This is a genomic window from Azospirillum sp. BE72 (genome assembly GCF_031455875.1).
GTDB lineage: Bacteria > Pseudomonadota > Alphaproteobacteria > Azospirillales > Azospirillaceae > Azospirillum.
Genome location: NZ_JAVDTO010000002.1, coordinates 1 through 25,361, shown reverse-complemented (window position 1 = coordinate 25,361; position 25,361 = coordinate 1). Strand labels below are relative to the sequence as shown.

The window sequence follows — 25,361 nt, the reverse complement described above, 5'->3', positions numbered from 1 at the left end:
CTGTCCGAACGATCCAATTCAAGGACGCGCAGCATGAGCGACAGCACCGTTGACCCGCTGACCGGCCCCGTCGTCTCCACCGACTGGCTCGCCCGCAACCTCGGCCGGGCGGGGCTGAAGCTGCTCGACGGGTCCTGGCACATGCCGGCCCTGAAGCGCGACATCCGGGCGGAGTTCGCGGCCAGCCACATCTCCGGCGCCCGCCTGTGCGACGTCGACGATGTGGTGGCGCCGGACACCCACCCGCTGCCGCACATGGCCCCGGACGAGGCGACCTTCGCCGCAAAGATCGGTGCGCTGGGCATCGGCGACGGCGACACGGTGGTGGTCTATGACACCGCCGGCATGGCGACCGCCGCGGCCCGCGTCTGGTGGCTGTTCCGCCTGTTCGGCTTCGACCGGGTGGCGGTTCTGGACGGCGGCCTGCCGAAATGGCTGGCGGAAGGGCGCCCGACCGAATCGGGCGAGCCCGCCCCGGTCCAGCCGGCGAGCTTCACCGCGCGCAAGCGGTCGGAGCTGATCCGCAACGCCGATCAGGTGCTCGCCAACATCGATGCGAAGGCCGACCAGATCACCGACGCCCGCGCCCAGCCGCGATTCGAGGGTGCAGTGGCTGAGCCCTGGCCGGGCCGGCGCAGCGGCCGGATTCCCGGCAGCTTCAATCTCCCCCACACCGACCTGATCGACGCGGAAGCCAAGACCCTGCTGCCGCCGGACACCATCGCCGCGAAGGCGCGAGCCGCCGGGTTGGACCTCGACCGGCCGGTGGTCGCCTCCTGCGGCAGCGGCATCACCGCCTGCGTCATCGCGCTTGGCCTCGCCACCGCCGGCAAGCCGGACGTGGCGATCTATGACGGCTCCTGGGCCGAGTGGGGCCTGCGGGAGGATCTGCCGCTGGAAACCGGACCGCGGGAAGCCGACGCGCGGCGACCGTGACCGATCCCGTCACCGTCCGGCCCTGCAGCGCGGAAGACCGCGACGCCGTCGTGGCGCTGTGGACCGCCTGCGGGCTGGTGGTGCCCTGGAACGATCCGGCGGCGGACTTCGCGCTGGCGCTGTCGAAGTCCAGTTCGACTGTGCTTGCCGCAGTCGAAGGCGGCAGGATCGTCGCCACCGCCATGGTCGGGCAGGACGGGCATCGCGGCTGGATCTATTACGTCGCCGTCGACCCTGCCCGGCAAGGCCGTGGCCTCGGCCGCCGCATGGTGGCGGAGGCGGAGGGCTGGCTGGTTGCGGCCGGCATGCCCAAGGTCCAACTCCTCGTCCGTGAGACCAACCAACGGGTGCTGGCCTTCTACGAACGTCTCGGCTATGCCAGATCGCCCGTCACGATGATGCAAAAATGGCTGACCAACCCTTCTCCCTGACCCGCCCCGCCGTTCCCACCGCCAGCCGGCCGGGTCATCTGCCGGTGATCGTCACCTATCTGCAGATGACCGCGCCGCCGGCCCACGAACCGGTGCGCCAGCCTAAAGGCAACCTGTCGCTGGTGCGGGCGAACCCGCCGACCTGGTCCTTCTACCGCTATCTCTACGACACGGTGGGCGAACCCTGGCTGTGGCACGAACGCCGCCGCATGCCGCGCAAGGAGTTGGAGCGCTCGATCCTCGACCCGCTGGTGGAGGTTTGGGTGCTTTATGTCGACGGTACGCCCGCCGGCTTCGCAGAGCTGGACCGGCGGACCAGCGAAACAGATCTGTCTTATTTCGGCCTGATCCCCGACTTCATCGGCCACAAGCTCGGCCCCTGGCTGCTCGACAGCATCATCCGCAAGGCGTGGGAGGGCGGAGCGAAGAAGCTGGTCGTCAACACCTGCACCTTCGACCATCCGAAGGCGCTGCCGCTTTACCAGAGCATGGGCTTCGTCCCCACCCGCCACGTCGCCCGCGAAGTCCGCGACCCGCGGCTCGACGGCGTTCTGCCGCGCAGCGCGGGGGAGCATATTCCGCTGGCGGGGTGAGGCTGACGGATCGTCAGCCGACGCCCCTCCCCCTTGACCACCCCATCCACCCCGCCCCATCTACCGCGGGATGCCGGAACCCATTTGCGGGCCGGTGCGTTCCTTCGGGCGAGGCGGAAGCTCCGCCGTGACGATCGGGAGTTAGGGCCTTGGTGGGCTGGATTATTCGGACGCTGGTGCTGTGTTTCGTCGTCGGCTTCGTGCTGTCGTTTCTGAACATCAACCCGGCCAGCATCCTGACCAACAGTTGGCAAACGGTACAGGACATCGCAGCGCTGTTGGTCGAAGCCGGCGGCTGGGCCCTGCCCTATATCCTGATCGGTGCGGTGGTGGTGGTGCCGCTGTCGCTGCTCGGCCTGATCCTGCGCTGGAACCGCTCCCGTCCGCCATCATGAAACCAGCCTGATTGCGGACAAAAAAACAGGAGGCACCGGAACCGGAGCCTCCTGTGAAACAGGGAGGGTTAGAGACAGTCATAGGTCTACGCCCTCATCCCGCCTGTCGCGTTGATGCATGTCAACGGAACGGCGCTTTTCACCGCCGGCCCTCCCCGCAAAGAAAAACCGGAGACATCCATGCGGATGCTCCGGTTCAGTGATACAGGGAGGGTTAGAGACAGCACGGACCTTATCCGGAAACGGATATGCCTTTCGTTGATCTGCATCAAAAGCAGGGAAAGTCTCTGTCTTCTGATCGCCTCGAAACCCCCGGCCCTCAGCCGAGAATCTCGGCCAGCGCCACGACCAGCGCCTTGTTCTCCTCCTCGCGGCCGATGGTGATGCGCAAGCAGTCGGGCAGGCCATAATCGGTGACCGGCTTCACCAAAATGCCGCGCCGGGCGAGATGGTCGATCACCGCCTGGGTTCCCAGCGACGGATCGGTCGGCACGCGGGCCAGCACGAAGTTGCAGACGCTGGGATAGACGCGCAGCCCCACCCGCTCCAGTTCGCGCGACAGCCAAGGCAGCCACTGCGCATTGTGGGCGAAGGTCGCCTCCTCATGTTCCGCGTCGCTCAGCGCGGCGGCGGCGGTCAACTGGGCGGGGAGCGAGACGTTGAAGGCGCCGCGGATGGCGTTCACCGCCTCGATCACCGTGGAGGGGCCGTACCCCCACCCCACCCGCAGGCCGGCCAGCCCGTGCATCTTGGAAAAGGTACGGATCAGCAGGACATTGTCGGAGTTTTCGACGATCTCCGTCCCGTCGCTGTAATCCGGCATCCGGCAATAGTCGGCATAGGCCGAATCCAGCACCAGAAGCGTGTGCGGCGGCAGGCCGGCGCGCAGCCGCTGCACAGCGTCGGCCGGGATGTAGGTGCCGGTCGGGTTGTTCGGGTTGGCGAGGAAGCAGATCCGCGTGCGCTCTGTCGCGCGGTCGATCATCGCCTCCACATCCACCACCATGTCGCGCTCCGCCGCGACGACGGCGGTGGCGCCGGTGGCACGAATCGCCTTGATGAAACCGCGATAGCCGCGCTCGTGGCACAGCACCTCGTCACCGGGGCCGGCGAAGGCCTGGGCGACCAAATGGATCAGTTCCTCCGATCCGGCGGTGCAGACGATGTGGTCGGCGTCGATGGAATGGCGGCGCGCGATGGCATGGCGCAGCGGATCCTGGTCCCAGTCGGGATAGCAGTGGATGCGGGTTGCCGCCTCGCAATAGGCATCGAGGGCCAGCGGGCTGGGTCCGAGCGGGTTGTGGGTCAGGGACAGGTCGATCCACCGGCGGCCGTCGCGGGGCGGGCGAACGGGACGGTACGGCTTGATCTGGCCAACGCTGGGACGGGGGCTGAGCAGGTCCATAACCTCGGTCTCCGTGAGCGATTCGGTCGAGCAGCACGTCAGGCGACCGATTGAACCGCAAACCGGTGCGCAGCGCTACAGGACATTGCGCCGCGCACCACATTCCGAGGTGTTTTGTTTCCGAATGACGGACCGGACGTAACCGCCGGTCCGCAGCCGGGATCAGTGGTTTAGAATTTGGCTGAGGAAGAGACGCGTGCGCTCCGACTTCGGATTCGAGAAGAAATTGTCCGGCGTGTCCTGCTCGACGATCTCGCCGCGGTCCATGAAGATGACGCGGTCGGCGACCGACTTGGCGAAACCCATCTCGTGCGTCACGCACAGCATGGTCATGCCGTCCTCGGCAAGGCCGATCATGACGTCCAGCACCTCCTTGACCATTTCGGGGTCGAGCGCCGAGGTCGGCTCGTCGAACAGCATCACCTTCGGGCTCATGCACAGCGACCGCGCGATGGCGACGCGCTGCTGCTGGCCGCCCGACAGCTGGCCGGGATACTTGTGGGCCTGCTCGGCGATGCGCACCCGCTTCAGGTAGTTCATCGCGATCTCCTCCGCTTCCGCCTTCGGCTTCTTGCGGACCCAGATCGGGGCGAGCGTGCAGTTCTCCAGCACGGTCAGGTGCGGGAACAGGTTGAAGTGCTGGAACACCATGCCGACTTCGCGCCGGACCAGTTCGATGTTCTTCAGATTGTTGGTCAACTCGATCCCATCGATGACGATGGTGCCCTTCTGATGCTCCTCAAGCCGGTTCAGGCAGCGGATCATCGTCGATTTGCCGGAGCCCGAGGGGCCGCAGACGACGATGCGCTCACCCTTCTGGACGGTGAGGTCGATGTTCTTCAGGACGTGGAACTCGCCGTACCACTTGTTGACGCCCGTGCAGCGGATGATTTCCTCGCCGCTGAGGATGTGCTTGGCCTTGGCGGTGCCCTGGGACATGGCCTGGGACATGTGACGTGGTCTCCCTTGACGGCGTGGATCTAACGGCGGTGGCCGCGATTGAGATCGCGTTCCAGCTTCTGGCTGTACTTGGACATGCTGTAGCAGAAGACCCAATAGATCACGCCGATGAACAGATAGGCTTCGCGGTAGAAACCGCGCCAGGACGGATCGGACAGCGCGGCCTTCGCGGTGCCGAGCAGGTCGTACAGGCCAATGATGATGACCAGCGAGGTGTCCTTGAAGAAGCTGATGAAGGTGTTCACCAGCGGCGGAATGGCGATGGCCAGTGCCTGCGGCAGGATGATCTTGCGCATCTTCTGCCAGTAGGACAGCCCCAGCCCGTCCGCGGCCTCGTACTGGCCCTTCGGGATCGCCTGCAGACCGCCGCGGATGGCTTCGGCCATATAGGCGGCGGCGAACATGATGAAGGCGATCTGGGCGCGCAGCAGCTTGTCGATCGACACGCCGTTGGGCAGGAACAGCGGCAGCATCACCGACGCCATGAACAGCAGGCTGATCAGCGGCACGCCGCGGATCAGCTCGATGTAGGTGACGCACAGCACCTTGACCGCGGGCATGTTGGACCGGCGGCCCAGCGCCAGCAGGATCGCCACCGGGAAGGCCACGGCCAGACCGATCACCGACAGGATGAGGGTCAGCGGCAGGCCGCCCCACAGCGTGTTCTCGACATAGGTCAGGCCGAGGACGCCGCCCCACATCAGCACGCCCACCAGCGCCAGCCCTGCCGCCCAGACCAGCCCCAGCCACGGCTTCCAGAAGCGGCGGTCGCAGCTGACGACCAGCAGCGCGATGATGACGCAGATCGTTACCAGCGGGCGCCACTGCTCATCCCACGGGAACATCCCGAACATGATGAAGCGCAGCTTCTCGCTGATGAAGCCCCAGCAGGCGCCGCCGGCATCCTGCCGGCAGACGGTGGAGGAGGCATCGAACCCGTGAGCGCGGATCAGCAGCCAGTTGACGAAGGGCGGGATCGCCGACGCCAAAAGCGCCAGCACCAGCACCGTTAGGATGGCGTTGTACCAGGTGTTGAACAGATTGGTCCGCAGCCACGCGAGCGGGCCGACGGTGTTGGCCGGCGGACGCTCGTCCGGCAGGCCGACGCTTTGCACGTTGTCGGTCATGGCCGTTACCGCTCCACCAGCGCGATGCGCTTGTTGTACCAGTTCATGAAGATCGAGATGCTGAGGCTGATGACCAGATAGGTGCCCATGATCATCGTCACGCCTTCGATCGCCTGACCGGTCTGGTTCAGCGTCGTATTGGCGATCGACACCAGATCCGGATAGCCGATGGCCAGCGCCAGCGAGCTGTTCTTGGTCAGGTTCAGATACTGGCTGGTCAGCGGCGGCACGATCACCCGCAGCGCCTGCGGCAGGATGACGAGACGCAGCGTCGGGCCGCTGGGCAAGCCGAGCGCACGCGCCGCCTCCGTCTGGCCCCAGTTGACCGCTATGATGCCGCTGCGCACCACCTCTGCGATGAAGGCCGCGGTGTAGATGGTCAGGCCGGTCAGGATGGCGAAGAACTCGGGCGAGATCGCCGCGCCGCCGGTGAAGTTGAAGCCGGTCAGCTCCGGCACGTTCATCGCCACCGGCGCGCCGCCGGCGATCCAGGTCAGCAGCGGCAAGCCGACGATCAGGCCGAGGCCGGTCCAGCCCGCAGGGAAGATCTGTCCAGTCCGGGCTTGCCGCGCCCTGGCCCAGCGCGACACGCCCCAGGCGGCGACGATGCCGACCAGCAGGGCGATGCCGATGTTGACCCAGACGGGATCGGATGCCGGCACCGGCACGCGCAGACCGCGCTGGGACAGGAAGACGCCCGGCAGCGGGTTCAGGGCTTGGCGCACCGGCGGCAGGCTTTCCGACACCAGGGCGTACCAGAAGAACAGTTGCAGCAGCGGCGGAATGTTGCGCACCACCTCGACATAGGTCGAGGCGAGCTTGGCGATCAGCCAGTTGCTGGACAGGCGGGCGACGCCGATGATCGTGCCGATGATCGTTGCCAGGATGACGCCGATGATCGACACCTTCAGCGTGTTCAGCACGCCGACCAGGAAGGCGCGGCCATAGCTGTCCTTCGGCGAATAGTCGATCAGCGATTCGCCGATGCCGAAGGCCGCTTCACGCTCCAGGAAATCGTAACCGGTCGCGATCGAGCGCCGCGCGAGGTTGTCGAGCGTGTTGGAAATCAGGAACCAGCCGACCAGGACGACCGCGCCGACCACCAGGATCTGGTAGACGATGGCGCGGAACGTCGGGTCGCTGAGGGAAAACGATACGCCACCCGGCGGCGGAGCGCCTTGGGTGGTCCGGGTCTCGGTCGCCACGGACTACTCTCCCCCAACCATCGCGCCCCATACGGTGCCCACGCGGTCCCGGACGTTCTTCCGGGCATTTCCCACACCGTAGGGGATGCGACATGTCTCCCAATGCGGTCCCCTGCGCGGGCGCTTCGTTGGCACCCTTCGCGACCGCTCCTCAAAGAACCGGAAGGCCGCCCCCGGCAACGGGCCTGCGGGCGGCGCTTCAGGCGGTGCCGTGCCTTACCGGAACGGCTGGGCGTACATCAGGCCGCCCTTGGTCCACAGCGCGTTCAGGCCGCGCTCCAGCTTCAGCGGGGTGCCCGGGCCGACGTTGCGGTCGAAGATCTCGCCGTAGTTGCCGACCTTCTTCACGACGTTGTAGGCCCACTTCTCATCCAGGCCCAGAGCCTTGCCCATGCCCGGCGTGGTGCCGAGATAGCGCTGGATGTCCGGGTTCTTGGAGTTGGTGAACTCGTCGATGTTCTTGGAGTTGATGCCGAATTCCTCGGCCTGGATGGTCGCGAAGACCGTCCACTTGACGATGTCGGACCACTGGTCGTCGCCATGGCGCACGGCCGGGGCCAGCGGCTCCTTGGAGATGACTTCCGGCAGGATGACGTGGTCGTCCGGAACCGGGGCGACACCGGCGCGGGTACCGGCCAGACCGGACACGTCGGTGGTCAGCACGTCGCAGCGGCCGGCGAAGTAGGCGGCGTTGACCTCGTCGTTCGATTCGATGACGACGGGGTTGTAGCTCATGCCGTTGGCGCGGAAATAGTCCGCCAGGTTCAGTTCGGTCGTGGTGCCGGACTGGACGCAGACGGTGGCGCCGTTCAGCTCCTTGGCGCTCTTCACGCCCAGCTTCTTCGGAACCATGAAGCCCTGGCCGTCATAATAGGTGACAGGGGCGAAGTTCAGGCCGACGGAGGTGTCGCGGGTCAGCGTGGCGGTCGTGTTGCGCGACAGCAGGTCGACTTCGCCGGACTGGATGGCCGGGAAGCGCTGCTGGGCCGACAGCGGGGTGAACTTGACCTTGTTCGGGTCGTTGAAGATGGCGACGGCGACGGCACGGCAATAATCGACGTCGAGGCCGGTCCAGTTGCCGGCGCTGTCGGGGTTGCCGAAGCCCGGCAGACCGGCGTTCACGCCGCACTGAACGAAGCCGCGCTGCTTGACGGTGTCGAGCGTGGCCGCACCGGCGGCGACACTTGCGGAAACGACCACGGCCGCTGCGGCGGCGGCCAGGAACCCTGACTTCATATTATGAACTCCACCCTGTTCTTGCGTTCTTCGCATTTGAGCGGTCTGACGACGCGCCTGACGACGCCGGCCGTTTGCTCCCGATAGGGCGGCCCGAGGCCAACCCTGTGGGTATCGCGACGCAGCCATGCGCGTGGATCAAGAGTGCATCAACTTGATCCGACTTGTCGAATCCTCTGTGCATTGGTGGTGTTACCAGAAGATCCCGACGGCCGGCGGCCTCTCCGACACAATCGGCGATGGCCGCGGGGCTTCCGGGATGACACAATGTTCGGCCGTGCCGCCATTGCCCCGGCGAGGCAACCTCACCGATGGGCGACTCAATGCGGGCCGGGTTACCGCTCCAGCCAAACGGACAGTCGATGAAGGACGTCACGCAGGACACGATTCTCGTTCACGCCGGCCGCGATCCGCGGAACAACCACGGCATCGTCAATCCGCCGGTCTATCACTGTTCGACCGTGCTGTTCCCGACCCTCGACGCGCTGGAGGAAAGCGACCGCAACACGCTGGAAGGCGTGCATTACGGCCGCATGGGAACGCCCACGACCTTCGCCTTCGAAGAGGCGGCGGCGGCGCTTGAGGGCGGATTCAAGGCGGTGAACACCGGTTCCGGGCTTGCCGCCATTGCGGTCGCCCTGTCGGCCTTCACCAAGGCAGGCGACCATGTGCTGATCACCGACAGCGCCTATGGCCCGACGCGCCGCTTCGCCAAGGAGACGCTGGCCCCCTACGGCGTCGAGGTGGAGTTCTACGATCCCTGCATCGGCGCCGGCATCGACGCGCTGCTGCGGCCCAACACCAGCGTGGTCTTCCTCGAATCGCCGGGATCGCTGACCTTCGAGGTGCAGGACGTGCCGGCCATCGCCGCGGCGGCCAAGAAGGTCGGCGCCACGGTGATGATCGACAACACCTGGGCCACCCCGCTGTTCTTCCGCCCCTTCGACCATGGCGCCGACGTCTCGATCCATGCCGCGACCAAATACATGGTGGGCCATGCCGACGCGATGCTGGGCGTCGTCACCTGCCGCGACGAGGCGACCTGGACCGCGGTGAAGAAGGCGGCCACACGCTACGGCATCTGCGGCGGACCGGACGACCTCTATCTCGGCCTGCGCGGACTGCGGACCCTGTCGGTGCGCATGCGCCAACATCAGGAAAGCGCGCTGGCGCTCGCCGACTGGCTGTCGGCCCGGCCGGAGGTGACGCGCGTGCTGCACCCCGCCCGTCCAGACTTCCCCGGCCATGCCCTGTGGAAGCGCGACTTCACCGGGTCGAGCGGTCTGTTCTCCATCGTCATCAACCAGGTCCCGCGCAAGGCGCTGGCGGCGATGCTGGACGGGATGGAGCTGTTCGGCATGGGCTACAGCTGGGGCGGCTTCGAAAGCCTGATCCTGCCGACCCGGCCGGCCGCCGTGCGCTCCGCCACCCGCTGGACCGATCCGGGGCAGGTCCTGCGCCTGCACGCCGGGCTGGAAAGTGCCGACGACCTGATCCGCGACCTGGATGCCGGCTTCCGCCGGATGGCCGCCGCCCTGTAAGCGCCGGACCTGTGAGGAGTGATTTGCCATGACGGACACACCGTCTCTTGATGCGGCGCCGTTCGAAGAGGTTCTGGCCGCCATCCGCTTCACCGCCGACGGGCTGGTGCCCGCCATCGCCCAGGCGGACGGCACCGGCGAGATCCTGATGATGGCCTGGATGAACCGCGATGCGTTGGTTGAGACTTTGGCGACCGGCCGCGTCTGCTATTGGTCGCGCTCGCGCGGCGGGCTGTGGCGCAAGGGGGAGACCTCGGGTCAGGTGCAGCGGTTGATCGATTTCCGGGTCGACTGCGACGGCGACACCCTGCTGCTGATCGTGGAGCAGGACGGCGTCGCCTGCCACACCGGGCGGCGCAGCTGCTTCTATCGCGCCTGGCGCGACGGGCGGCTGGAGACCATCCAGGAGGTCGAGACCGATCCGGCCATCCTCTATGGCGGGCATTCGCACAGCCACGGCTGAGAGAGCCGGACAGAGGGACGAGTCGCCGCCACCGCGGTGACGGGTCGTGATCGATCGTTGATCCACATCAACGCCGCACCCCCGCCGAAGGGTATAGAAACCCTCTTGTCTCTAACCCTCCCTGTATATGACTGCACCGGGCGTTCCTATGAACGCCCGGTTATTTTTTGCCCGGCCGCTGGCTTCGCAATCTCGGTCGGCGGATGGCGCGTTTGCGCCGCCGAACCTCTTTCGGACGATCCGCTCCGTCACTGTCTTCCGACCGGGGCGTAGGGCCTTCCTTTGCGCAACATGCCCATCCGCCCTGCAACAAGTGTCCTTTTGCCAGCCGAAGCCTGTCCATATGGGAGAGAAAACCTGCTTTCTGTCTCAACGACAACCCGCTTCCAGTCACAAATACACCGAAAAAGGAAACATAAAGGAACGATCGTTTAATCAATCTATGAACATCTGTGTCATTTCCTCAAATCCCCTTTGTATTGCTCCTTTATCGCTTTTCGACCGCCCCGGACCCATGGTTAACATCTGGTTAATCGTTAACAGCACGTTAACGGCACTGATGGAGAGACGCCATGCGCCAGTTCTGGGGGACTTCGAACAACGACACCATGACCGGCACCGCCACTGACGACCGTCTCGACGGTCTGGACGGGGACGACCGTATCAACGGCGCCGGCGGGAACGATCTGCTGTATGGCGAACGCGGAAACGACTCGCTGACCGGCGGGCTGGGCAATGACAAGTTCTATGGCGGCGACGGCAACGATTGGCTCGGCGATCCCTATGGGAACGAGGCCGGGAATGACTCGATGTGGGGCGATGCCGGCAATGATCAGCTGTTCGGCGGCGAGGGCAACGACCTGCTGAATGGCGGCACCGGCGACGACATCGTCAAGGGCATGCGCGGCAACGACACCATGATCGGCGGCAGCGGCAACGACATGTTGTACGACAGCTACCGTGACGGCGGCGCCGACCTGTTCCAGCCGGGCACCGGCAACGACAGCATGGTCAGCTACACCGACGGTCTGGTCGACCGATTCCTGATCGAACAGGCGACCGGCGGCTTCGGCACCGACACGATCAATTACTTCGAGAAGGGCATCGACCAGATCGAGTTCCATGGCTATCGCGCCTGGGAGATGGGGATGACCAGCAGCGGTTCGGCCACGACCTTCGCCTTCACCGACGGCTCGTCGCTGACGGTCGATCAGATTGGGCTCAGCGCCGGCCAGGACTTCATCTTCACCTGACCTGTCCGGACGGAGGGCGCCCGCGGGCGATGGGGTCACCCCGTCGGCGCGCGGGACCTCCGGCGCGGTTTGCGCTGTTGCATTGGCGGACATACCTGCGCCCTTTGAAGGCGCGCCGCCAGAAGAAGGGCCAAGAACCGATGGACCAACGCCGCCACTCCCTCCGACCGCGCCTCCTCCTGTCGGTGCCCCTCCTGTCGGCATTGGCGCTGGGTGCCTGCGCCGCTTCCTCCGACATGGGTGGCGTTCCCTCGGCCGAGGTGGCGACCAGACCGCCGATCGAACTGGTCGGGCTGACGGTGCAGACGCCGGATGGACGGCGCATCCTGGGCAACGTATCCGATCTGGTGATCGGGCCGACCAACCGGGTGGAGCAGGCGATCGTCACAGTCGGGGCTCCCCGCTATCCGACCGAGCACAAGGTGACGGTCAACAGTGAAAACCTGCGCTATGCCCACAATCGTCAGGCCGTGATCCTCACCGGCATGACAGTGGAGCAGTTCGCCGCCCTGCCGCCCACCGGCGTCAGCGACCGCATGATGTCGCTTGGCGGCGGCGGTCTTGGTGGTGGTCCCGGCAGCGGGTCTCCGCTCGCGGCCGGCGGCACGGCGCCGACCAACTGGGCCGGGGCAACCCAACCCCGCTGATCTCTTTCGCTGACCCTTTCCCGCTGGAAACCTACGCATAAAAAAGGGGGCCGGACGAACCGGCCCCCATTTTTCGTTCAGGTTTCCGTTCGGGCTCTCCGCCGTCACTTGCCCTGAAGCTGCTTCATGATGTCGTCGGCCTGATTGTTCTCCGGCTCGGCGGGAGCGCCGAAGGGCGGAGCCACGTCCTGGTTGTCGAAGGCCGGAATCTCGATCCTCACGTCGTCCAAGTTGATCGCCGGGCCCTTGTCGCGGCCGGCATCGACCATCTGCGGGAAGGCGATGACGAGGGCGACCATGATGAGCTGGATGACCACGAAGGGCACCGCACCCCAATAGATCTGGCCGGTGGTGATCCTCGCGATCTTCTGTCCGGTTATCTTGTCGATGTAGTCCGTCTTCGGCGCCACCGACCGCAGGAAGAACAGGGCGAAGCCGAAGGGCGGGTGCATGAAGCTGGTCTGCATGTTGACGCCCAGCAGCACGCCGAACCAGATCAGGTCGATGCCCAGCTTGTCCGCCACCGGCCCCAGCAGGGGGACGATGATGAAGGCCAGCTCGAAGAAATCGAGGAAGAAGGCCAGGACGAAGATCAGGATGTTGCAGACGATCAGGAAGCCCAGCTGGCCACCCGGCAGGCTGGTCATCAGATGTTCGACCCAGAGGTCGCCGTTGACGGCGCGGAAGACCAGACCGAACACGGTCGAACCGATCAGGATGAACACCACGAAGGACGACAGCTTGGCGGTCGAGTCCATCGCCTGACGCATCAAGTTCCAGCTGAGCTGGCGCTTGGCCAGCGCCAGCAGGATGGCGCCGGCCGCACCCATGGCGCCACCCTCCGTCGGCGTCGCGATGCCGAGGAAGATGGTGCCCAGAACCAGGAAGATCAGCACCAGCGGCGGCACCAGCGAGGTGATGACGCGCAGCAGCAGCTTGGCGCCGCGCAGCGTGCGGGCCTCCAGCGGCAGGGCCGGCACCGCGGACGGGCGGATGATGCTGGTGAGCAGGATGTAACCGGTGTAGAGGCCGGTCAGCACGAGCCCGGGAATCAGCGCGCCGGCATACATGTCGCCGACCGAGCGGCCGAGCTGATCGGCCAGCACAATCAGCACCAGCGACGGCGGAATGATCTGGGCCAGTGTGCCCGACGCCGCGATGACGCCGGACGCGATCCGGCGGTCATAGCCGTAGCGCAGCATGATCGGCAGCGAGATCAAGCCCATGGAGATCACCGACGCGGCGACGACGCCGGTGGTCGCCGCCAGCAGCGCGCCGACGAAGATCACCGCATAGGCCAGACCGCCGCGGATCGGACCGAAAAGCTGCCCGATGGTGTCGAGCAGATCCTCGGCCATGCCGGACCGCTCCAGGATCAGGCCCATGAAGGTGAAGAAGGGAATGGCCAGCAGCGTGTCGTTGCGCATGATGCCGAACACGCGTTCCGGCAGCGCCTGCATCAGTGCCGGGGTCAGCAGCCCCAGCTCGATGCCGATCAGACCGAACACGAGGCCGTTGGCGGCGAGCGCGAAGGCGACCGGGAAACCCATCAACAGGAAAAGCACCAGCGCGCTGAACATCAGCGGCGCCATATTGGCGGTTACGAACTCGACCATCAGGGGCGCTCCCGGTCCTTAGGAATGGCTGTGCATCTTCTCGCCCGGCTCGTCACGATGACCGGTGAGATAGGCGACACGCTTGATCAGCTCCGACACACCCTGTGCGGTGAGCAGGAAGAAGCCGACCGGGACCAGAATCTTCGCGGGCCAGCGGATCAGGCCGCCGGCATCGCTCGACATCTCGTGGGTGAGATAGCTGTCCAGGAACATCGGCCAGGACAGCACCATGATCAGGATCGTCATCGGGAACATGAAGACCAGGATCCCGAAGATGTCGACCCAGGCCTGCACCCGCTTGGAGAAGCGGCCGATCACGATATCGATGCGGATGTGCTCGTTGCGCAGGAACGTATAGCCGGCGCACAGCAGGAACACGGCCGAGAACAGATACCACTGCAGCTCCAGCCACGCGTTGGAGCTGGTGTTGAGCCCATAGCGGATGACCGCGTTGGCCGAACTGACGATGACGGCGACCAGCACGAGCCAGTATGCCAGCTTGCCGATGCCCTCGTTCACGGCATCGATCAGCCCGCTTAGTTTGAGCAGACCTCTCAAAGGAGAAACCTCCCTGTTGCAGGGGGCGCGGCCTTGGCCGTCCCCTTTTGCTTTTGTTGCAGCCGCATAGGCGCGGCAGGTCGCAACCCTCTCTCGGACGGAGGGTATACCAAAAGATAGGATTGGACGGGACTATTCCTTTCCGGGCATTCACCGGCAAGGGCTACGTTGGAGCTACGTAGAAACCCGTAGGTCCGACTGCGGTGCCGACCGGATGCGCCGGCTCCGGAGCGGTGTCACTCGTCCGCAGGGATGTCCGTGGTGCGCCAGCCGTCCTCGCCCAGGCATTCCAGCGGGTGGAACTTCGCCTTGTAGGCCATCTTGCGGCTGTGGGCGATCCAATAGCCGAGATAGACGTAGGGCATGCCGGCCAGTCGGGCCCGTTCGATCAGCCCGAGGATCATGAAGGTGCCGAGGCTGCGGCGGTCCTGCGCCGCATCATAGAAGCTGTAGACAGCCGAATAGCCGTCCGACAGCCGGTCGGTCAGCATGCAGCCCACCAGCTGGCCGCGTTCGTCGCGGGCCTCCAGCAGGCTGGTGTCCGCCCTGCCCTCGTCCACCATGGCGGCGAAATCGCCCATCGCCATGCGGGCCATGTCGGAATCACCGTGGCGGGAATTCTGGTAGAGCGAGAAAAGCCGGTACTGCTCGGACGTGGCGTAGGCTGGCCGCTCGGCCAGCGTCACCCCGGCATTCAGTTTCAGCACCCGCCGCTGCGACCGCGACGGCACGAACTCCGCAACCGGCACGCGCACCGGCACGCAGGCCTGGCAATTGGGGCAGACCGGGCGATAGACGATGTCGTGGCTGCGGCGGAAGCCGGCCCGCGACAGGGTGGAGTTCACCTCGGTCGCGTAGGGACCGATCAGGCGCGTGAACAGCTTGCGTTCCACACGCCCCGGCAGGTAGGGACAGGGCATGGGCCCTGACCGGAAGAATTGCTGCAGGGGACGCTGCGGCGGCTGGATGACCGACATTCTGACCGACAACCACCACGACAGTGAGGACGATACGGAGGAGCGTCGCCGCCCCTCCGCCGGACCCGCAGCTTACTGCGACTGGCTCTGAACCGCCAGAGGCGGCTGAACGCCGAAGAAGGCCTGGGCGATCTCGGTGGTGATGACGCTCAATTGCAGTTGGATCCAGTCGAGATACTCGTGCAGGCCGTCGCGCAGCACCGCATCGATCGGCCGGGACAGCAAGGCCCCCAGCAACTCGTCCACCCGCTCCATCGCCGCCGATCCGCCGCGCAGGTCGTAGCGCGAGCGCATCCGCGTCAGCACCCCGTCGATCTGCCGCACGCACATCACCACCGACCGCGGGAACCCCTCGTTGAACAGCATGAAGCCGGCGACGGTGGTCGGCGACATGCCGCGGGGATAGACGCGGCGGAAGGCGTGGTAGCCGGCGGTGCAGCGCAGGACCGTCGTCCATTGGCTGACGTCCAGCGTGGACCCGATCTCGACCGGTGACGGCAGCAACGTGTGGTATTTGATGTCGAGAAGGCGCGTGGTCTGGTCGGCCCGCTCGATATACTTGCCCATCTGATAGAAGTACCAGCCCTGGTCGCGGTAGAAGGTGCCCTCGGTGATGCCGGTGTGGGTCTGGCATTCCTCCTTGATCCAGGTGCAGACCTTGGACAGGTTCTGCGTCGCCACGTCCTTGACCGACATCTCCAGCAGCTTGTTGTGGAAGACGTTGATCTGCGTCCACATCTCCGTCGAGATCCAGGGGCGCAGGGTCCGCGCGTTCTCCCGCGCCATCCGCAGCATCGACAGCAGCGAATTCCGGTTCTGCGGGTCGAACATGTAATAGTGGATCACCGCCTCCGCCGTCGGGCGATCGTGGCGGCTGAAGAAGTCCTTCTCGTCGGCGTTCAGCTGGACGATGGAGAACCAGTTGGTGGCCCCGCGGGTGTCGCGCGCGAAGGTCTCGTGCACGTCCAGGATGCGGGCGAGATTTTCGGCCCGTTCCATATAGCGGGCCATCCAGAAAATGCACTCGGCGTAACGGGACAGCAGGTTCATGCCGCACCACCTTCCAGAACCCAGGTGTCCTTGGAGCCGCCGCCCTGGGACGAGTTGACGATCAGCGTGCCCTTCTTAAGCGCCACGCGCGACAGGCCGCCGGGCAGGACCCAGGTGCTCTTGCCGGTGATGGCGAAGGGGCGCAGATCGACGTGGCGCGGCTCGATGGCGTCGTCGCAGACGGTCGGGCAGACCGACAGGTCGACGACCGGCTGGCTGATGTAGTTGGACGGATCGGCCAGCAGCTTGGTCCGGCAATCCTCCAGTTCCGCCTTGCTGGCGCGCGGGCCGATGGTGATGCCGTAGCCGCCGGCCTCGCCCACCGGCTTCACCACCAGATCGGCCAGGTTGTCCAGCGTGTATTGCAGGGCGTCCGGCTCGCGGCAGATGCGGGTGTCGACGTTGGGGATGATCGGGTCCTGGTCCAGGTAGTATTTGATCATCCGCGGGACGTAGCAGTAGACCGCCTTGTCGTCGGCCACACCGGTGCCGATGGCGTTCGCCAGCGCGACATTGCCTTTGCGATAGGCCTCCAGGATGCCGGGCACGCCCAGCAGGCTGTCGGGGTTGAAGGCCCTGGGATCGAGGAAGGCATCGTCCAGCCGGCGGTAGATCGAGTGGACCGGGGCCAAACCGTTGGTCGTCTTCATGAAGACGCGGTCGTTGTCCACCACCAGATCGCGCCCCTCCACCAGCGGCACGCCCATCTCGCGCGCCAGGAAGATGTGCTCGAAATAGGCGGAGTTGTAGGTGCCCGGCGACAGCAGCACCACCTGCGGGTCGTCGACCGGCGCGATTTCCACCATCGCGTCGAGCAGCTTGTGGCCGTAATTGTCCACCGGGCGGATGCCGATGTCCTGCATCAGGTCCGGGAAGACCCGCTGCATCATGTGGCGGTTTTCAACGACGTAGGAGACGCCCGACGGCACGCGCCCATTGTCCTCCAGCACCCGGAAGGTGCCATGGCGGTCGCGCACCAGATCGGTGCCCATGATGTGGATGTAGGTGTTGAAGGGAACGTCCAGCCCGATCATCTGCGGGCGGAAATTATGGTTCCCTTCGACCAGATCCCGCGGGATCACACCGTCCTTCAGGATCTTCTGGTCGTGATAGATGTCGTGCAGGAACAGGTTCAGCGCGGCGACCCGCTGCGTGACGCCTGCCTCCAGATGCGACCATTCCGGCGCGGAGATCACCCGCGGGATGACATCGAACGGCAGGATGCGGTCGACGGCGTCCTTGTCGGAATAGACGATGAAGGTGATGCCGAGATTGTAAAGCTCCCGCTCCGCATCCTGCGCGCGGCGGCGCAGTTCATCGAAGTCGAGTGCGGCCAGCCTTTGGCGGATGAGCGCCGTATGTTCGGCCGGCAAATCCATGGCTCCGAACAGCTCGTCGAAGTACAGGCCAGGATTGTAGGATGACAAAAGGTCGGACGGTTTGCCCTCGGGTACGCTCACAGACTCCCCCGCGCTTGTATCTGACCGATCATCGCGGGCCGGGCGGCATCGCCCCGGCCATGTCGCATTGTGCAGGAAGTATGACCCATCGCCGCGCGCTTTGAACAGGGCAAACGCGTGCGCCGTTGTGCGACGCAATGACAAAGCAAGAATTCGGACGCAGAGGCTTCCGGAAATTAGCGCCAAAGTACCAATGGCGCGAAAGTGTTATCGTGCTTTGGTCGCGCCTGCCGCAGCATTGGGAGCGGCGGCATTGCCGGACTGGCCCCCGGCGGCCGGCGCCGCCTGGGTATCGCGCAGCAGCACCATGGTGATGCGCCGGTTGCGCGGGCTGTTGGGCTGGTCGGCGACCAGCGGGTCACGGTCGGCCTTGCCGACGACGTCCTGGATTCGCGCCGGATCGATGCCGCCGGACAGCAGGGCGCGGCGGGTGGCGTTCGCCCGCTCCGTCGACAGATCCCAGTTGTCGCGGCCGGACCCCGCCGGGAATGGCGTGGAGTCGGTATGGCCGCTGATCGACAGCCTGTTGGGCAGCTTGGACAGGGCCTTGGCCACCTGCTGCACCAGTTGGCGGGTCTGCGGATACATCTGGCCGGACCCGCCGGGGAACATCGACACGCGGTCCTGATCGACGATCTGGATGCGCAGTCCTTCCGGCGTCTGGTCGATCATCAGGTTCTGGGCCAGCGGCTCCAGTTCCGGCACCGACTGGATGGCCTGACGGATCTCGGTGGCGGCCTGCTGGAACTGGCGGGCCTCCTTGGCGGCGCCCTGCAGGCTCTCCATCGCCTCCTTCACCCGCTCCCCGAAGTCGGACAGCTTCTCGCCGGGCTTTTGGCCGGGAATGCCCAGCTGCCTCGCGAGCTCCTCCATCCGCTTCTGGAATTCGGCGCGGGTCTCGTTCGGCTTCTGGTCGGCGACATCCGCATCCGCCGCGGCGCCGTTCGCGGCGGCCTCCGTGCCCGACTGGCCGGGACCGGTGCCCTGGCCGGGGCCGGTCGCGGACTCGGTCGGATCGTCGGCGTCCTCGGTCTGCTGCGAGGAATAGCCGGGCGGCCCCGAAACCGGGACGTCGGCCGACATCGGTGAGCTGGGGGAGATCTGCGCGCCCGGCACCGTGATGGTCTTGCCGCCCAGCATGCCGCCGGAGCCCGACTGTTCCCGGCTGACCGAGACAGGCGAGAAATAGTCGGCGATGCCCTTGCGCTGGTCCGACGTGGTGACGTTCAGCAGCCACAGCAGCAGGAAGAAGGCCATCATCGCGGTCACGAAGTCGGCATAGGCGACCTTCCACGCGCCGCCATGATGGCCGCCGTGCCCGCCCTTCTTCTTCTTGATGATGATCGGCCGCTCGTTGCCGCCGGAATTCCCGCTCATGCCCTGGCCGTGGCGAATGGTTCGCGGCCCAAAGGCCGATTTTCGCGCGCGGCGCCCCGATGGATGCCGCGACGAAAGCAGCGGCCGTCCGCCGCGGCAAAACCCTGACGGGGTTTCATTAAGATCCGTTTAACGACGTTGCCCGGGCCGCAACTGCGGCGGAGATGCGGCTTGCACCGGGTGGCGTGCTGGATTAATTCCCGGTATCTCCTACTTTGAGTGTCATCTTCGGCGGCTCCAAGGCCGTCGGCAGTTGCCCTGCCCTGTCCGTCCCCTCCACTTTGGCCCGCATCACAGGACGTCATGACCACCGAACAGCCGATCGATCCGCTTGCGTTCCGTTCCGCCCTCGGCTGCTTCGCCACCGGGATCGCCGTCATCACCACCATCGCCCCCGACGGGCTGCCGCTGGGGGTCACGGTGAATTCCTTCTCCTCGGTGTCGCTGGATCCGCCGCTGGTGCAGTTCTGCCTGGGCCGGGCGGCGATGTCCTTTGACGCCTTCAACATCGCGCCGCATTTTGCCGTCAACATCCTGGCCGCCGACCAGGAGGAGCTTTCGAACCGCTTCTCCCGCCGCGACCTGCAGGAGCGCTGGTCCGGTCTGGAGACCACCACCGGCCGCGGCGGCGTGCGCCTGCTGACCGGCTGCCTCGCAACCCTGGAATGCGACCGCGAGCATCTGCTGGACGGCGGCGACCACGTCATCGTGCTGGGCCGCGTGCGCAAGCTGACCTCGCGCGAGGACGGCGACCCGCTGCTGTACTTCCGCGGCCGCTACGCCCGCCTGGGCTGATTGGTGGACGATCGCTGGAACCCAGGCAAGGGGTAGAAAGCCCTTCTCCCCTTGCGGGAGAGGGGCATCTGCATGCCTAGAATGCTTGCTTGTCCTACCCGGCCGCGCGGTGAAGGTCGCGGCCGGTCAGGTGGATGTTGGCGTCGGGGTCGAGCGCGCGCGCCAGGATGCGCTGTTCGGTCGCCCGTTCGAACAGGGTGCGGTTCATGCAGACCTGCTGAACCGCCTCGTCCGGCTTCGGTGTATGGCCGACGATGCCCTGCAGGGTGCGGCGGGTGACGAAGACCCGGCCCAGATATTCCCCGACCTGCACCGGAAACTCCACGGCGTCGGCCTCCTCGTTCCAGAAAGGCTCGTCGGGAAACAGGAAAATGGGCATCGGGTCCTCAATGGGCGGAAATCACTTCAGGGCATAGGTGATATCATAGCCGCTGCGTTTGAAGCGCGTCTTCAGCAGCGTGCCGTCCGCCGCGAACCACAGGTCGCGTTCGACATCGCCCTCGATGCGGTGGTGGGTGGCCTCCACGGCCTTGCCGCCGGCCTCCACCGGCTCGGACCCGACCTTGCGCGCCGCGACCTTGTAGGGGGCGCCGTCGATGACCGACAGAAGCTGCGTGTGCTTCAACACCTGCGGGGTCCACAGGGTCAGCGGCAGGGTGCCGGCGGGCGCCTGCTGGGTCTTGCCGTCCACCGTCAGGCGATAGCCGCCGGCCTCGCGCGCCATCTCGATCCTGTGCGGCGTGCCGTCGTCGTCGGTGGTGGCGGTCATCGATTCGAGCACGCCACCCTTCCACAGCTCCTCCCGCTTGTGGTCGTAGCGGAAGTTGATGAACAGCACCTTCACCCGCGTGGTGGCGGTGACGGTGACCTTGGTGCGGTCGCCCTGCGGTTCGATCTTCACCTGTTCGCTGCCGATGGGATCCTCGCCCATCAGGATCTGGTAGGTCAGCGTCCGTGCTGTTCCCTGGGCCGTCCCCTGGGCAGCGGCGGTGCCCGTCAGGCCGGTCAGCAACGAGGCCGCCATCAGGGCAGCGGACAGGGTGGCGCATTTGCTGCGCGTCGTCGTCATGTGTGTTTCCTCCCGATTTGGTGCGGTCGGCGGCTCTTGCGGCCGCTCAGTCGTCCAGCAGTTGCGCCAGCTTCATGGCGACGCCCATCGATCCCTCGACCTTCAGCTTGCCCATGGTGAAGGCCAGCATCGGGTTCAGCTTGCCGTTGATCAGCTTCTGCAGGTTTTCCGGCGAGATGCGGATGGTGCAGTCGGCTTCGGCATCCTCGCGGCTGATGCTGATCGGGTTGGCGCGGCCATCGACCCGGATCACCTCGCCCTCCTTGCCCAGCAGGAAACGGACAGAGGCGTTGAGCGAGCGCAGATCGCCGCTACGGCTGCGCAGTTCCTGCAGAATGTCGTCGACCATGAAAGCGTGCCCTTAGGATTGTTCGTAGGACTGGCCTTGACAGTAGGCGCGCATTACGTTTACGTCAACGTCATAACGAAAGCGTTTCAGACGCCCGCCGCCCCTCGATGCCGCCTGTTCGATGCTGGCTGTTCGATGCCGGCTGTCAGGTGATCCGGAACGCGCCACCGCCAAGGGGAGCGAAACATGCCCGAGCCGCTTGCGCAGAGCGCCAATCCGCCCACAGCCTCCACGAACGACTCCGCCACCGGCTCCGCCCGGCCCTGGCTGGCGCATTATCCCAAGGGGATCGCCTGGGACCAGGACTTCGCCCCGATGCCGCTGCACATGCTGTTCGAGGAGGCGGCCGGACGCTATGCCGACCGCCCCTGCCTCGACTTCCTGGGCCGCCGCTACACCTATGCCGAGGTGCTGGATCTGGTGAACCGCGCCGCCCGCGGCTTCCAGGATTTGGGCGTCGGGCCGGGGGTGCGGGTGGGCTTGTGCCTGCCCAACTGCCCGACCTACGTCATCTCCTATTTCGCGGTGATGAAGGCCGGCGGCACCGTGGTCAACTACAACCCGCTCTATGTCGAGCGCGAGTTGGAGCACCAGATCACCGACTCGCAGACCGAGATCATGGTGACGCTGGACCTCAAGCAGATCTATCCGCGCGTCGCGGCGATGCTGGACCGGACGCCGCTGAAGCGGATCGTCGTCTGCCGCATGCCGACCATCCTGCCGGCGGTGAAAAGTGCGCTGTTCCGCGTGCTGAAGCGCAGCGAGATCGCCGCGGTGCCGCGCGACAACCGTCACCTCGATTTCGACAGCCTGCTGACGAATGACGGCACGCTGCGTCCGGTGCGCATCGACGGGCTGCGCGACGTCGCCGTGCTGCAATACACCGGCGGGACCACCGGCGTGCCCAAGGGCGCGATGCTGACCCACCACAACCTGCTCTCCAACGCCCGGCAGGTGCAGGCCTGGTTCCCCACGGTGGCGCTGGGACAGGAGCGCATGCTTGCGGTGCTGCCCTTCTTCCATGTCTTCGCCATGACCGTGGTGCTGAACATGGGACTGGCCTGCGGGGCCGAGTTGATCATGCTGCCGCGCTTCGAGACGGAGCAGGTGCTGAAGACCATCGCGAAGCGCAAGCCGACCCTCGTCCCCGGCGTGCCCACCATGTACAAGGCGCTGCTGGGCCACCCGCAGGTCGCCCGTTATCCGATGACCTCGATCCGCTACTGTATTTCCGGCGGCGCGCCGCTGCCGATGGAGTTGAAGCGGCAGTTCGAGTCGGCGACCGGCTGCGTCCTGATCGAGGGCTACGGCTTGTCGGAAGCCTCCCCCGTCTGCGCCGCCAATCCGCTGAGCGGCGTCAACAAGGAGGGCTCGATCGGCCTTCCGCTGCCCGGCATCACCATCGAAATCCGCGACCTGGAGGACCCGGCGCGCAAGCTCGGCATCGGCGAGAAGGGGCAGGTGGCGATTGCCGGCCCCAATGTCATGGCCGGCTACTGGGGCCGGGCGGAGGAAAGCGATCGCACCGTGGTCGACGGCTTCCTGCTGACCGGCGATGTCGGAACGATGGATGAGGACGGCTACGTCTTCCTGCTCGACAGGCTGAAGGATCTCATCATCTGCAGCGGATACAACGTCTATCCGCGCATGATCGAGGAGGCGATCTACCAGCATCCCGACGTGGTCGCCGCCTGCGTCATCGGCCTGCCCGACGATTACCGCGGCCAGACGCCGAAGGCCTTCGTGCAGCTGAAGCCAGGAGCCACCCTGACCGCGGAGGCCCTGCGCGACTTCCTGCGCGACAAGATCTCCCGCATCGAGATGCCGACCGCCATCGAGTTCCGCGAGGAGTTGCCGAAGACCGCAGTCGGCAAGCTGTCGAAGAAGGAACTGATCGCCGAGGCCCAGCGGGCTCTGTCGAACGGAGGATGACCCGAAGTCACCATCCTGACCCGGACGTAAAGGGAAGCCTTATCACGCGACGGCAGCTGTGCTACCAAACGGCAGGCGCATTGTGCCGGACACGAACAAAAGGTCTGCCCAGGGATGGAACAGCTCTACACGGTCAACCAGCTGGCGGAAGAGCTGGGCATCACGCCGCGGGCTCTGCGCTTCTACGAGGTCAAGGGATTGCTGGCGCCCAACCGTGTCGGCAACAACCGGGTCTATACGAAGCGCGACCGCGCCCGGCTGAAGCTGATTCTGCGCGGCAAGCGCCTGGGTTTCTCGCTGGCGGAGATCCGCGAATATCTCGACCTCTACAACGTCAATGGCGGGGTGGAGCAGCAGAAGAACCTGTTGAAGCGCGTGCAGAAGCGGCTGAAGGACCTCGCCCAGCAGCGCGAGGATCTGGAGGCCACCGTACAGGAGCTGCACGACATCGAGGTGCAAGTCACCAACACCCTGGCGGACCTCAAGGCCGCCGCGAAGGACAGCTGACCGGCCGGGCGCCCGACGTGCTCCGGCCGGTCCTGACGGGGAATCGGAGCATGAAGGGACAGTCTCGGCCTCGGTGCGCAGCCGGCCTCCTCCCGGGTGATGCGGGAGAGCGGTCATGAACCTGATCTTCCGGCTGCTGGCGGTTGCCGCCGCCGCCATCCTCGCAGCATTGCGCGGTCGCCGCGCCGGGCTGCTGGAGCCGTCGACGCTGCGGTTCCGGGTATGGCCGACCGACCTGGACATCAATCTGCACATGACCAACGCGCGCTATTTCAGCGTGATGGATCTGGGGCGGACCGATCTGATGATCCGCGTCGGGCTGGGGCCGGCGATCCTGCGCAACCGCTGGCAGCCGGTGCTGGGCGGGGCAACCATCCGCTACCGCCGCTCGCTGCGGCCGTTCCAGCGCTTCACGCTGGTCAGCCGGGTGCTGTGCTGGGACGACAAGTACATCTTCATCGAACACCGCATGGAAACGCAGGGCGGGCTGGCCGCGCTGGCCGTCGTCCAGGGCGCCTTCGTCGGCGCCGGAAGCGTCATTCCGCCGGCCAAGGTGCTGGCGGAACTGGGCTCCACCGCCGCCTCCCCGCCGGTCCCCGATGCGGTCGCCGCCTTGCGCGGACAAAGCCTGTCCGCCGCCTGAGTCGAAACAAGAACACCATCCGAGAGGAGACACGCCATCATGAAGGTGCTGGTGCCCGTGAAGCGGGTCGTCGACTACAATGTGAAGGTCCGCGTCAAGGCGGATGGCAGTGGCGTCGAGACCGCTAACGTGAAGATGAGCATGAACCCCTTCGACGAGATCGCCGTCGAGGAGGCCGTCCGCCTGAAGGAATCCGGCACGGCGACCGAGATCGTCGTGGTGTCCATCGGCCCGACCCAGGCCCAGGAGACGCTGCGCACCGCTCTCGCCATGGGTGCCGACCGCGCCATCCTGGTGCAGACCGACGTGACGACCGAACCGCTTGCCGTCGCCAAGGTGCTGAAGGCGCTGGTCGGGAAGGAGGCGCCGGGGATGGTGATCCTCGGCAAGCAGGCGATCGACGACGACTGCAACCAGACCGGCCAGATGCTGGCGGCGCTGCTCGGCTGGGGCCAGGGCACCTTCGCCTCGAAGGTCGTTGCCGGCGACGGCACGGTCGCGGTCACCCGCGAGATCGACGGCGGTTTGGAGACGGTGGAGCTGAAGCTGCCGGCGGTGGTCACCGCCGACCTGCGCCTCAACGAACCGCGCTATGCCAGCCTGCCGAACATCATGAAGGCGAAGAAGAAGCCGCTGGAGACCGTCACGCCGGACGCGCTGGGTGTCGATGTGACGCCGCGGCTGAAGACGGTGAAGGTCGCCGAGCCGGCCAAGCGTCAGGCTGGCATCAAGGTGCCGGATGTCGCCACCCTGGTCGACAAGCTGAAGAACGAGGCGCGGGTGATCTGAGCGCCGGCTCCGGTGCCCCCACCCTAACCCTCCCCCGCTTCGCAGGG

General features: G+C 65.9%; 27 protein-coding genes. 13 read left to right on the top strand and 14 right to left on the bottom strand.

What is annotated here, in order from left to right; genetic code table 11:
- The first annotated feature begins 33 nt into the window (after window positions 1-33).
- From J2Y49_RS06305 to J2Y49_RS06290, 4 genes are all read left to right on the top strand, one after another.
- Window positions 34-936: a rhodanese-like domain-containing protein gene (locus J2Y49_RS06305; protein WP_310113366.1), complete on the top strand. Its 903-nt coding sequence runs from the start codon at window positions 34-36 to the stop codon at window positions 934-936.
- Window positions 933-1,367, top strand: a complete 435-nt coding sequence (locus J2Y49_RS06300) for a GNAT family acetyltransferase (RefSeq protein WP_310113364.1) — start codon at window positions 933-935, stop codon at window positions 1,365-1,367. Before J2Y49_RS06305 ends, J2Y49_RS06300 begins: the two co-directional genes overlap by 4 nt.
- A complete protein-coding gene (locus J2Y49_RS06295) occupies window positions 1,343-1,960 on the top strand; it encodes a GNAT family N-acetyltransferase (RefSeq protein WP_310113362.1) in 618 nt (205 codons plus the stop codon). Before J2Y49_RS06300 ends, J2Y49_RS06295 begins: the two co-directional genes overlap by 25 nt.
- Before the next feature lie 152 nt (window positions 1,961-2,112).
- Entirely contained in the window at window positions 2,113-2,355 is a 243-nt protein-coding gene (locus J2Y49_RS06290; protein WP_310113360.1) for a hypothetical protein, read from the top strand.
- A 319-nt stretch (window positions 2,356-2,674) separates the two neighbouring features.
- Here the strand turns inward: J2Y49_RS06290 and J2Y49_RS06285 are convergent, their stop codons facing one another.
- The 5 genes from J2Y49_RS06285 to J2Y49_RS06265 form a co-directional block, all read right to left on the bottom strand.
- Window positions 2,675-3,760 carry a histidinol-phosphate transaminase gene (locus J2Y49_RS06285; protein ID WP_310113357.1) on the bottom strand — a complete coding sequence of 362 codons (1,086 nt, stop codon included), beginning with the start codon at window positions 3,758-3,760 and terminating at the stop codon, window positions 2,675-2,677.
- Window positions 3,761-3,922: 162 nt separating this feature from the next.
- Complete coding sequence (locus tag J2Y49_RS06280) at window positions 3,923-4,711, bottom strand: amino acid ABC transporter ATP-binding protein (RefSeq protein ID WP_310113355.1); 789 nt, start codon at window positions 4,709-4,711, stop codon at window positions 3,923-3,925.
- Window positions 4,712-4,740: 29 nt separating this feature from the next.
- On the bottom strand, window positions 4,741-5,847 hold the full coding sequence (locus tag J2Y49_RS06275) for an amino acid ABC transporter permease (protein WP_310113353.1): 1,107 nt from the start codon (window positions 5,845-5,847) through the stop codon (window positions 4,741-4,743).
- 5 nt (window positions 5,848-5,852) lie between these two features.
- Window positions 5,853-7,052, bottom strand: coding sequence for an amino acid ABC transporter permease (locus J2Y49_RS06270; protein WP_310113352.1), 1,200 nt, complete (start codon window positions 7,050-7,052; stop codon window positions 5,853-5,855).
- A gap of 216 nt (window positions 7,053-7,268) precedes the next feature.
- Window positions 7,269-8,288 carry an amino acid ABC transporter substrate-binding protein gene (locus J2Y49_RS06265; protein ID WP_310113349.1) on the bottom strand — a complete coding sequence of 340 codons (1,020 nt, stop codon included), beginning with the start codon at window positions 8,286-8,288 and terminating at the stop codon, window positions 7,269-7,271.
- Window positions 8,289-8,650: 362 nt separating this feature from the next.
- On the opposite strand from J2Y49_RS06265, the gene metC reads away from it, so the two are divergent.
- From metC to J2Y49_RS06245, 4 genes are all read left to right on the top strand, one after another.
- A complete protein-coding gene (gene metC, locus J2Y49_RS06260; protein WP_310113347.1) occupies window positions 8,651-9,829 on the top strand; it encodes a cystathionine beta-lyase in 1,179 nt (392 codons plus the stop codon).
- 28 nt (window positions 9,830-9,857) lie between these two features.
- On the top strand, window positions 9,858-10,292 hold the full coding sequence (hisI, locus tag J2Y49_RS06255) for a phosphoribosyl-AMP cyclohydrolase (protein WP_310113345.1): 435 nt from the start codon (window positions 9,858-9,860) through the stop codon (window positions 10,290-10,292).
- A 572-nt stretch (window positions 10,293-10,864) separates the two neighbouring features.
- Window positions 10,865-11,545 (top strand): calcium-binding protein, encoded by a 681-nt coding sequence (locus tag J2Y49_RS06250; RefSeq protein WP_310113343.1) that lies wholly within the window; start codon window positions 10,865-10,867, stop codon window positions 11,543-11,545.
- Window positions 11,546-11,685: 140 nt separating this feature from the next.
- Window positions 11,686-12,192 carry a PRC-barrel domain-containing protein gene (locus J2Y49_RS06245; RefSeq protein WP_310113341.1) on the top strand — a complete coding sequence of 169 codons (507 nt, stop codon included), beginning with the start codon at window positions 11,686-11,688 and terminating at the stop codon, window positions 12,190-12,192.
- Between the two features lie 104 nt (window positions 12,193-12,296).
- Here the strand turns inward: J2Y49_RS06245 and J2Y49_RS06240 are convergent, their stop codons facing one another.
- The 6 genes from J2Y49_RS06240 to J2Y49_RS06215 form a co-directional block, all read right to left on the bottom strand.
- Window positions 12,297-13,808 carry a TRAP transporter large permease subunit gene (locus J2Y49_RS06240; protein ID WP_310113339.1) on the bottom strand — a complete coding sequence of 504 codons (1,512 nt, stop codon included), beginning with the start codon at window positions 13,806-13,808 and terminating at the stop codon, window positions 12,297-12,299.
- Window positions 13,809-13,826: 18 nt separating this feature from the next.
- Window positions 13,827-14,366, bottom strand: coding sequence for a TRAP transporter small permease subunit (locus J2Y49_RS06235; RefSeq protein WP_310113336.1), 540 nt, complete (start codon window positions 14,364-14,366; stop codon window positions 13,827-13,829).
- Window positions 14,367-14,602: 236 nt separating this feature from the next.
- Window positions 14,603-15,343, bottom strand: a complete 741-nt coding sequence (locus tag J2Y49_RS06230; RefSeq protein WP_310113335.1) for an arginyltransferase — start codon at window positions 15,341-15,343, stop codon at window positions 14,603-14,605.
- A 72-nt stretch (window positions 15,344-15,415) separates the two neighbouring features.
- Window positions 15,416-16,393, bottom strand: coding sequence for an alpha-E domain-containing protein (locus J2Y49_RS06225; protein WP_310113333.1), 978 nt, complete (start codon window positions 16,391-16,393; stop codon window positions 15,416-15,418).
- Window positions 16,390-17,853: a circularly permuted type 2 ATP-grasp protein gene (locus tag J2Y49_RS06220; protein ID WP_409017800.1), complete on the bottom strand. Its 1,464-nt coding sequence runs from the start codon at window positions 17,851-17,853 to the stop codon at window positions 16,390-16,392. Before J2Y49_RS06220 ends, J2Y49_RS06225 begins: the two co-directional genes overlap by 4 nt.
- A gap of 207 nt (window positions 17,854-18,060) precedes the next feature.
- A complete protein-coding gene (locus J2Y49_RS06215; RefSeq protein ID WP_310113331.1) occupies window positions 18,061-19,230 on the bottom strand; it encodes a flagellar motor protein MotB in 1,170 nt (389 codons plus the stop codon).
- Window positions 19,231-19,533: 303 nt separating this feature from the next.
- Here J2Y49_RS06215 and J2Y49_RS06210 point away from each other — a divergent pair, with 303 nt between their 5' ends.
- Window positions 19,534-20,025, top strand: a complete 492-nt coding sequence (locus tag J2Y49_RS06210) for a flavin reductase family protein (RefSeq protein WP_310113329.1) — start codon at window positions 19,534-19,536, stop codon at window positions 20,023-20,025.
- A 94-nt stretch (window positions 20,026-20,119) separates the two neighbouring features.
- On the opposite strand, the gene J2Y49_RS06205 is transcribed toward J2Y49_RS06210, so the two are convergent.
- From J2Y49_RS06205 to J2Y49_RS06195, 3 genes are read right to left on the bottom strand one after another with little or no spacing between them, the layout of a single operon-like run.
- Window positions 20,120-20,404, bottom strand: a complete 285-nt coding sequence (locus tag J2Y49_RS06205) for a DUF1488 domain-containing protein (RefSeq protein ID WP_014247905.1) — start codon at window positions 20,402-20,404, stop codon at window positions 20,120-20,122.
- A gap of 21 nt (window positions 20,405-20,425) precedes the next feature.
- Window positions 20,426-21,094, bottom strand: coding sequence for a DUF6134 family protein (locus J2Y49_RS06200; RefSeq protein ID WP_310113327.1), 669 nt, complete (start codon window positions 21,092-21,094; stop codon window positions 20,426-20,428).
- 46 nt (window positions 21,095-21,140) lie between these two features.
- A complete protein-coding gene (locus J2Y49_RS06195; protein ID WP_014247907.1) occupies window positions 21,141-21,443 on the bottom strand; it encodes an SCP2 sterol-binding domain-containing protein in 303 nt (100 codons plus the stop codon).
- 186 nt (window positions 21,444-21,629) lie between these two features.
- Here J2Y49_RS06195 and J2Y49_RS06190 point away from each other — a divergent pair, with 186 nt between their 5' ends.
- From J2Y49_RS06190 to J2Y49_RS06175, 4 genes are all read left to right on the top strand, one after another.
- On the top strand, window positions 21,630-23,375 hold the full coding sequence (locus J2Y49_RS06190) for a long-chain fatty acid--CoA ligase (RefSeq protein WP_310113324.1): 1,746 nt from the start codon (window positions 21,630-21,632) through the stop codon (window positions 23,373-23,375).
- A 114-nt stretch (window positions 23,376-23,489) separates the two neighbouring features.
- Window positions 23,490-23,882 carry a MerR family DNA-binding transcriptional regulator gene (locus J2Y49_RS06185; protein WP_310113323.1) on the top strand — a complete coding sequence of 131 codons (393 nt, stop codon included), beginning with the start codon at window positions 23,490-23,492 and terminating at the stop codon, window positions 23,880-23,882.
- Window positions 23,883-23,997: 115 nt separating this feature from the next.
- Window positions 23,998-24,525 carry a thioesterase family protein gene (locus tag J2Y49_RS06180; protein WP_310113321.1) on the top strand — a complete coding sequence of 176 codons (528 nt, stop codon included), beginning with the start codon at window positions 23,998-24,000 and terminating at the stop codon, window positions 24,523-24,525.
- Window positions 24,526-24,564: 39 nt separating this feature from the next.
- Window positions 24,565-25,314, top strand: a complete 750-nt coding sequence (locus J2Y49_RS06175; RefSeq protein WP_310113319.1) for an electron transfer flavoprotein subunit beta/FixA family protein — start codon at window positions 24,565-24,567, stop codon at window positions 25,312-25,314.
- Window positions 25,315-25,361: the final 47 nt, after the last annotated feature.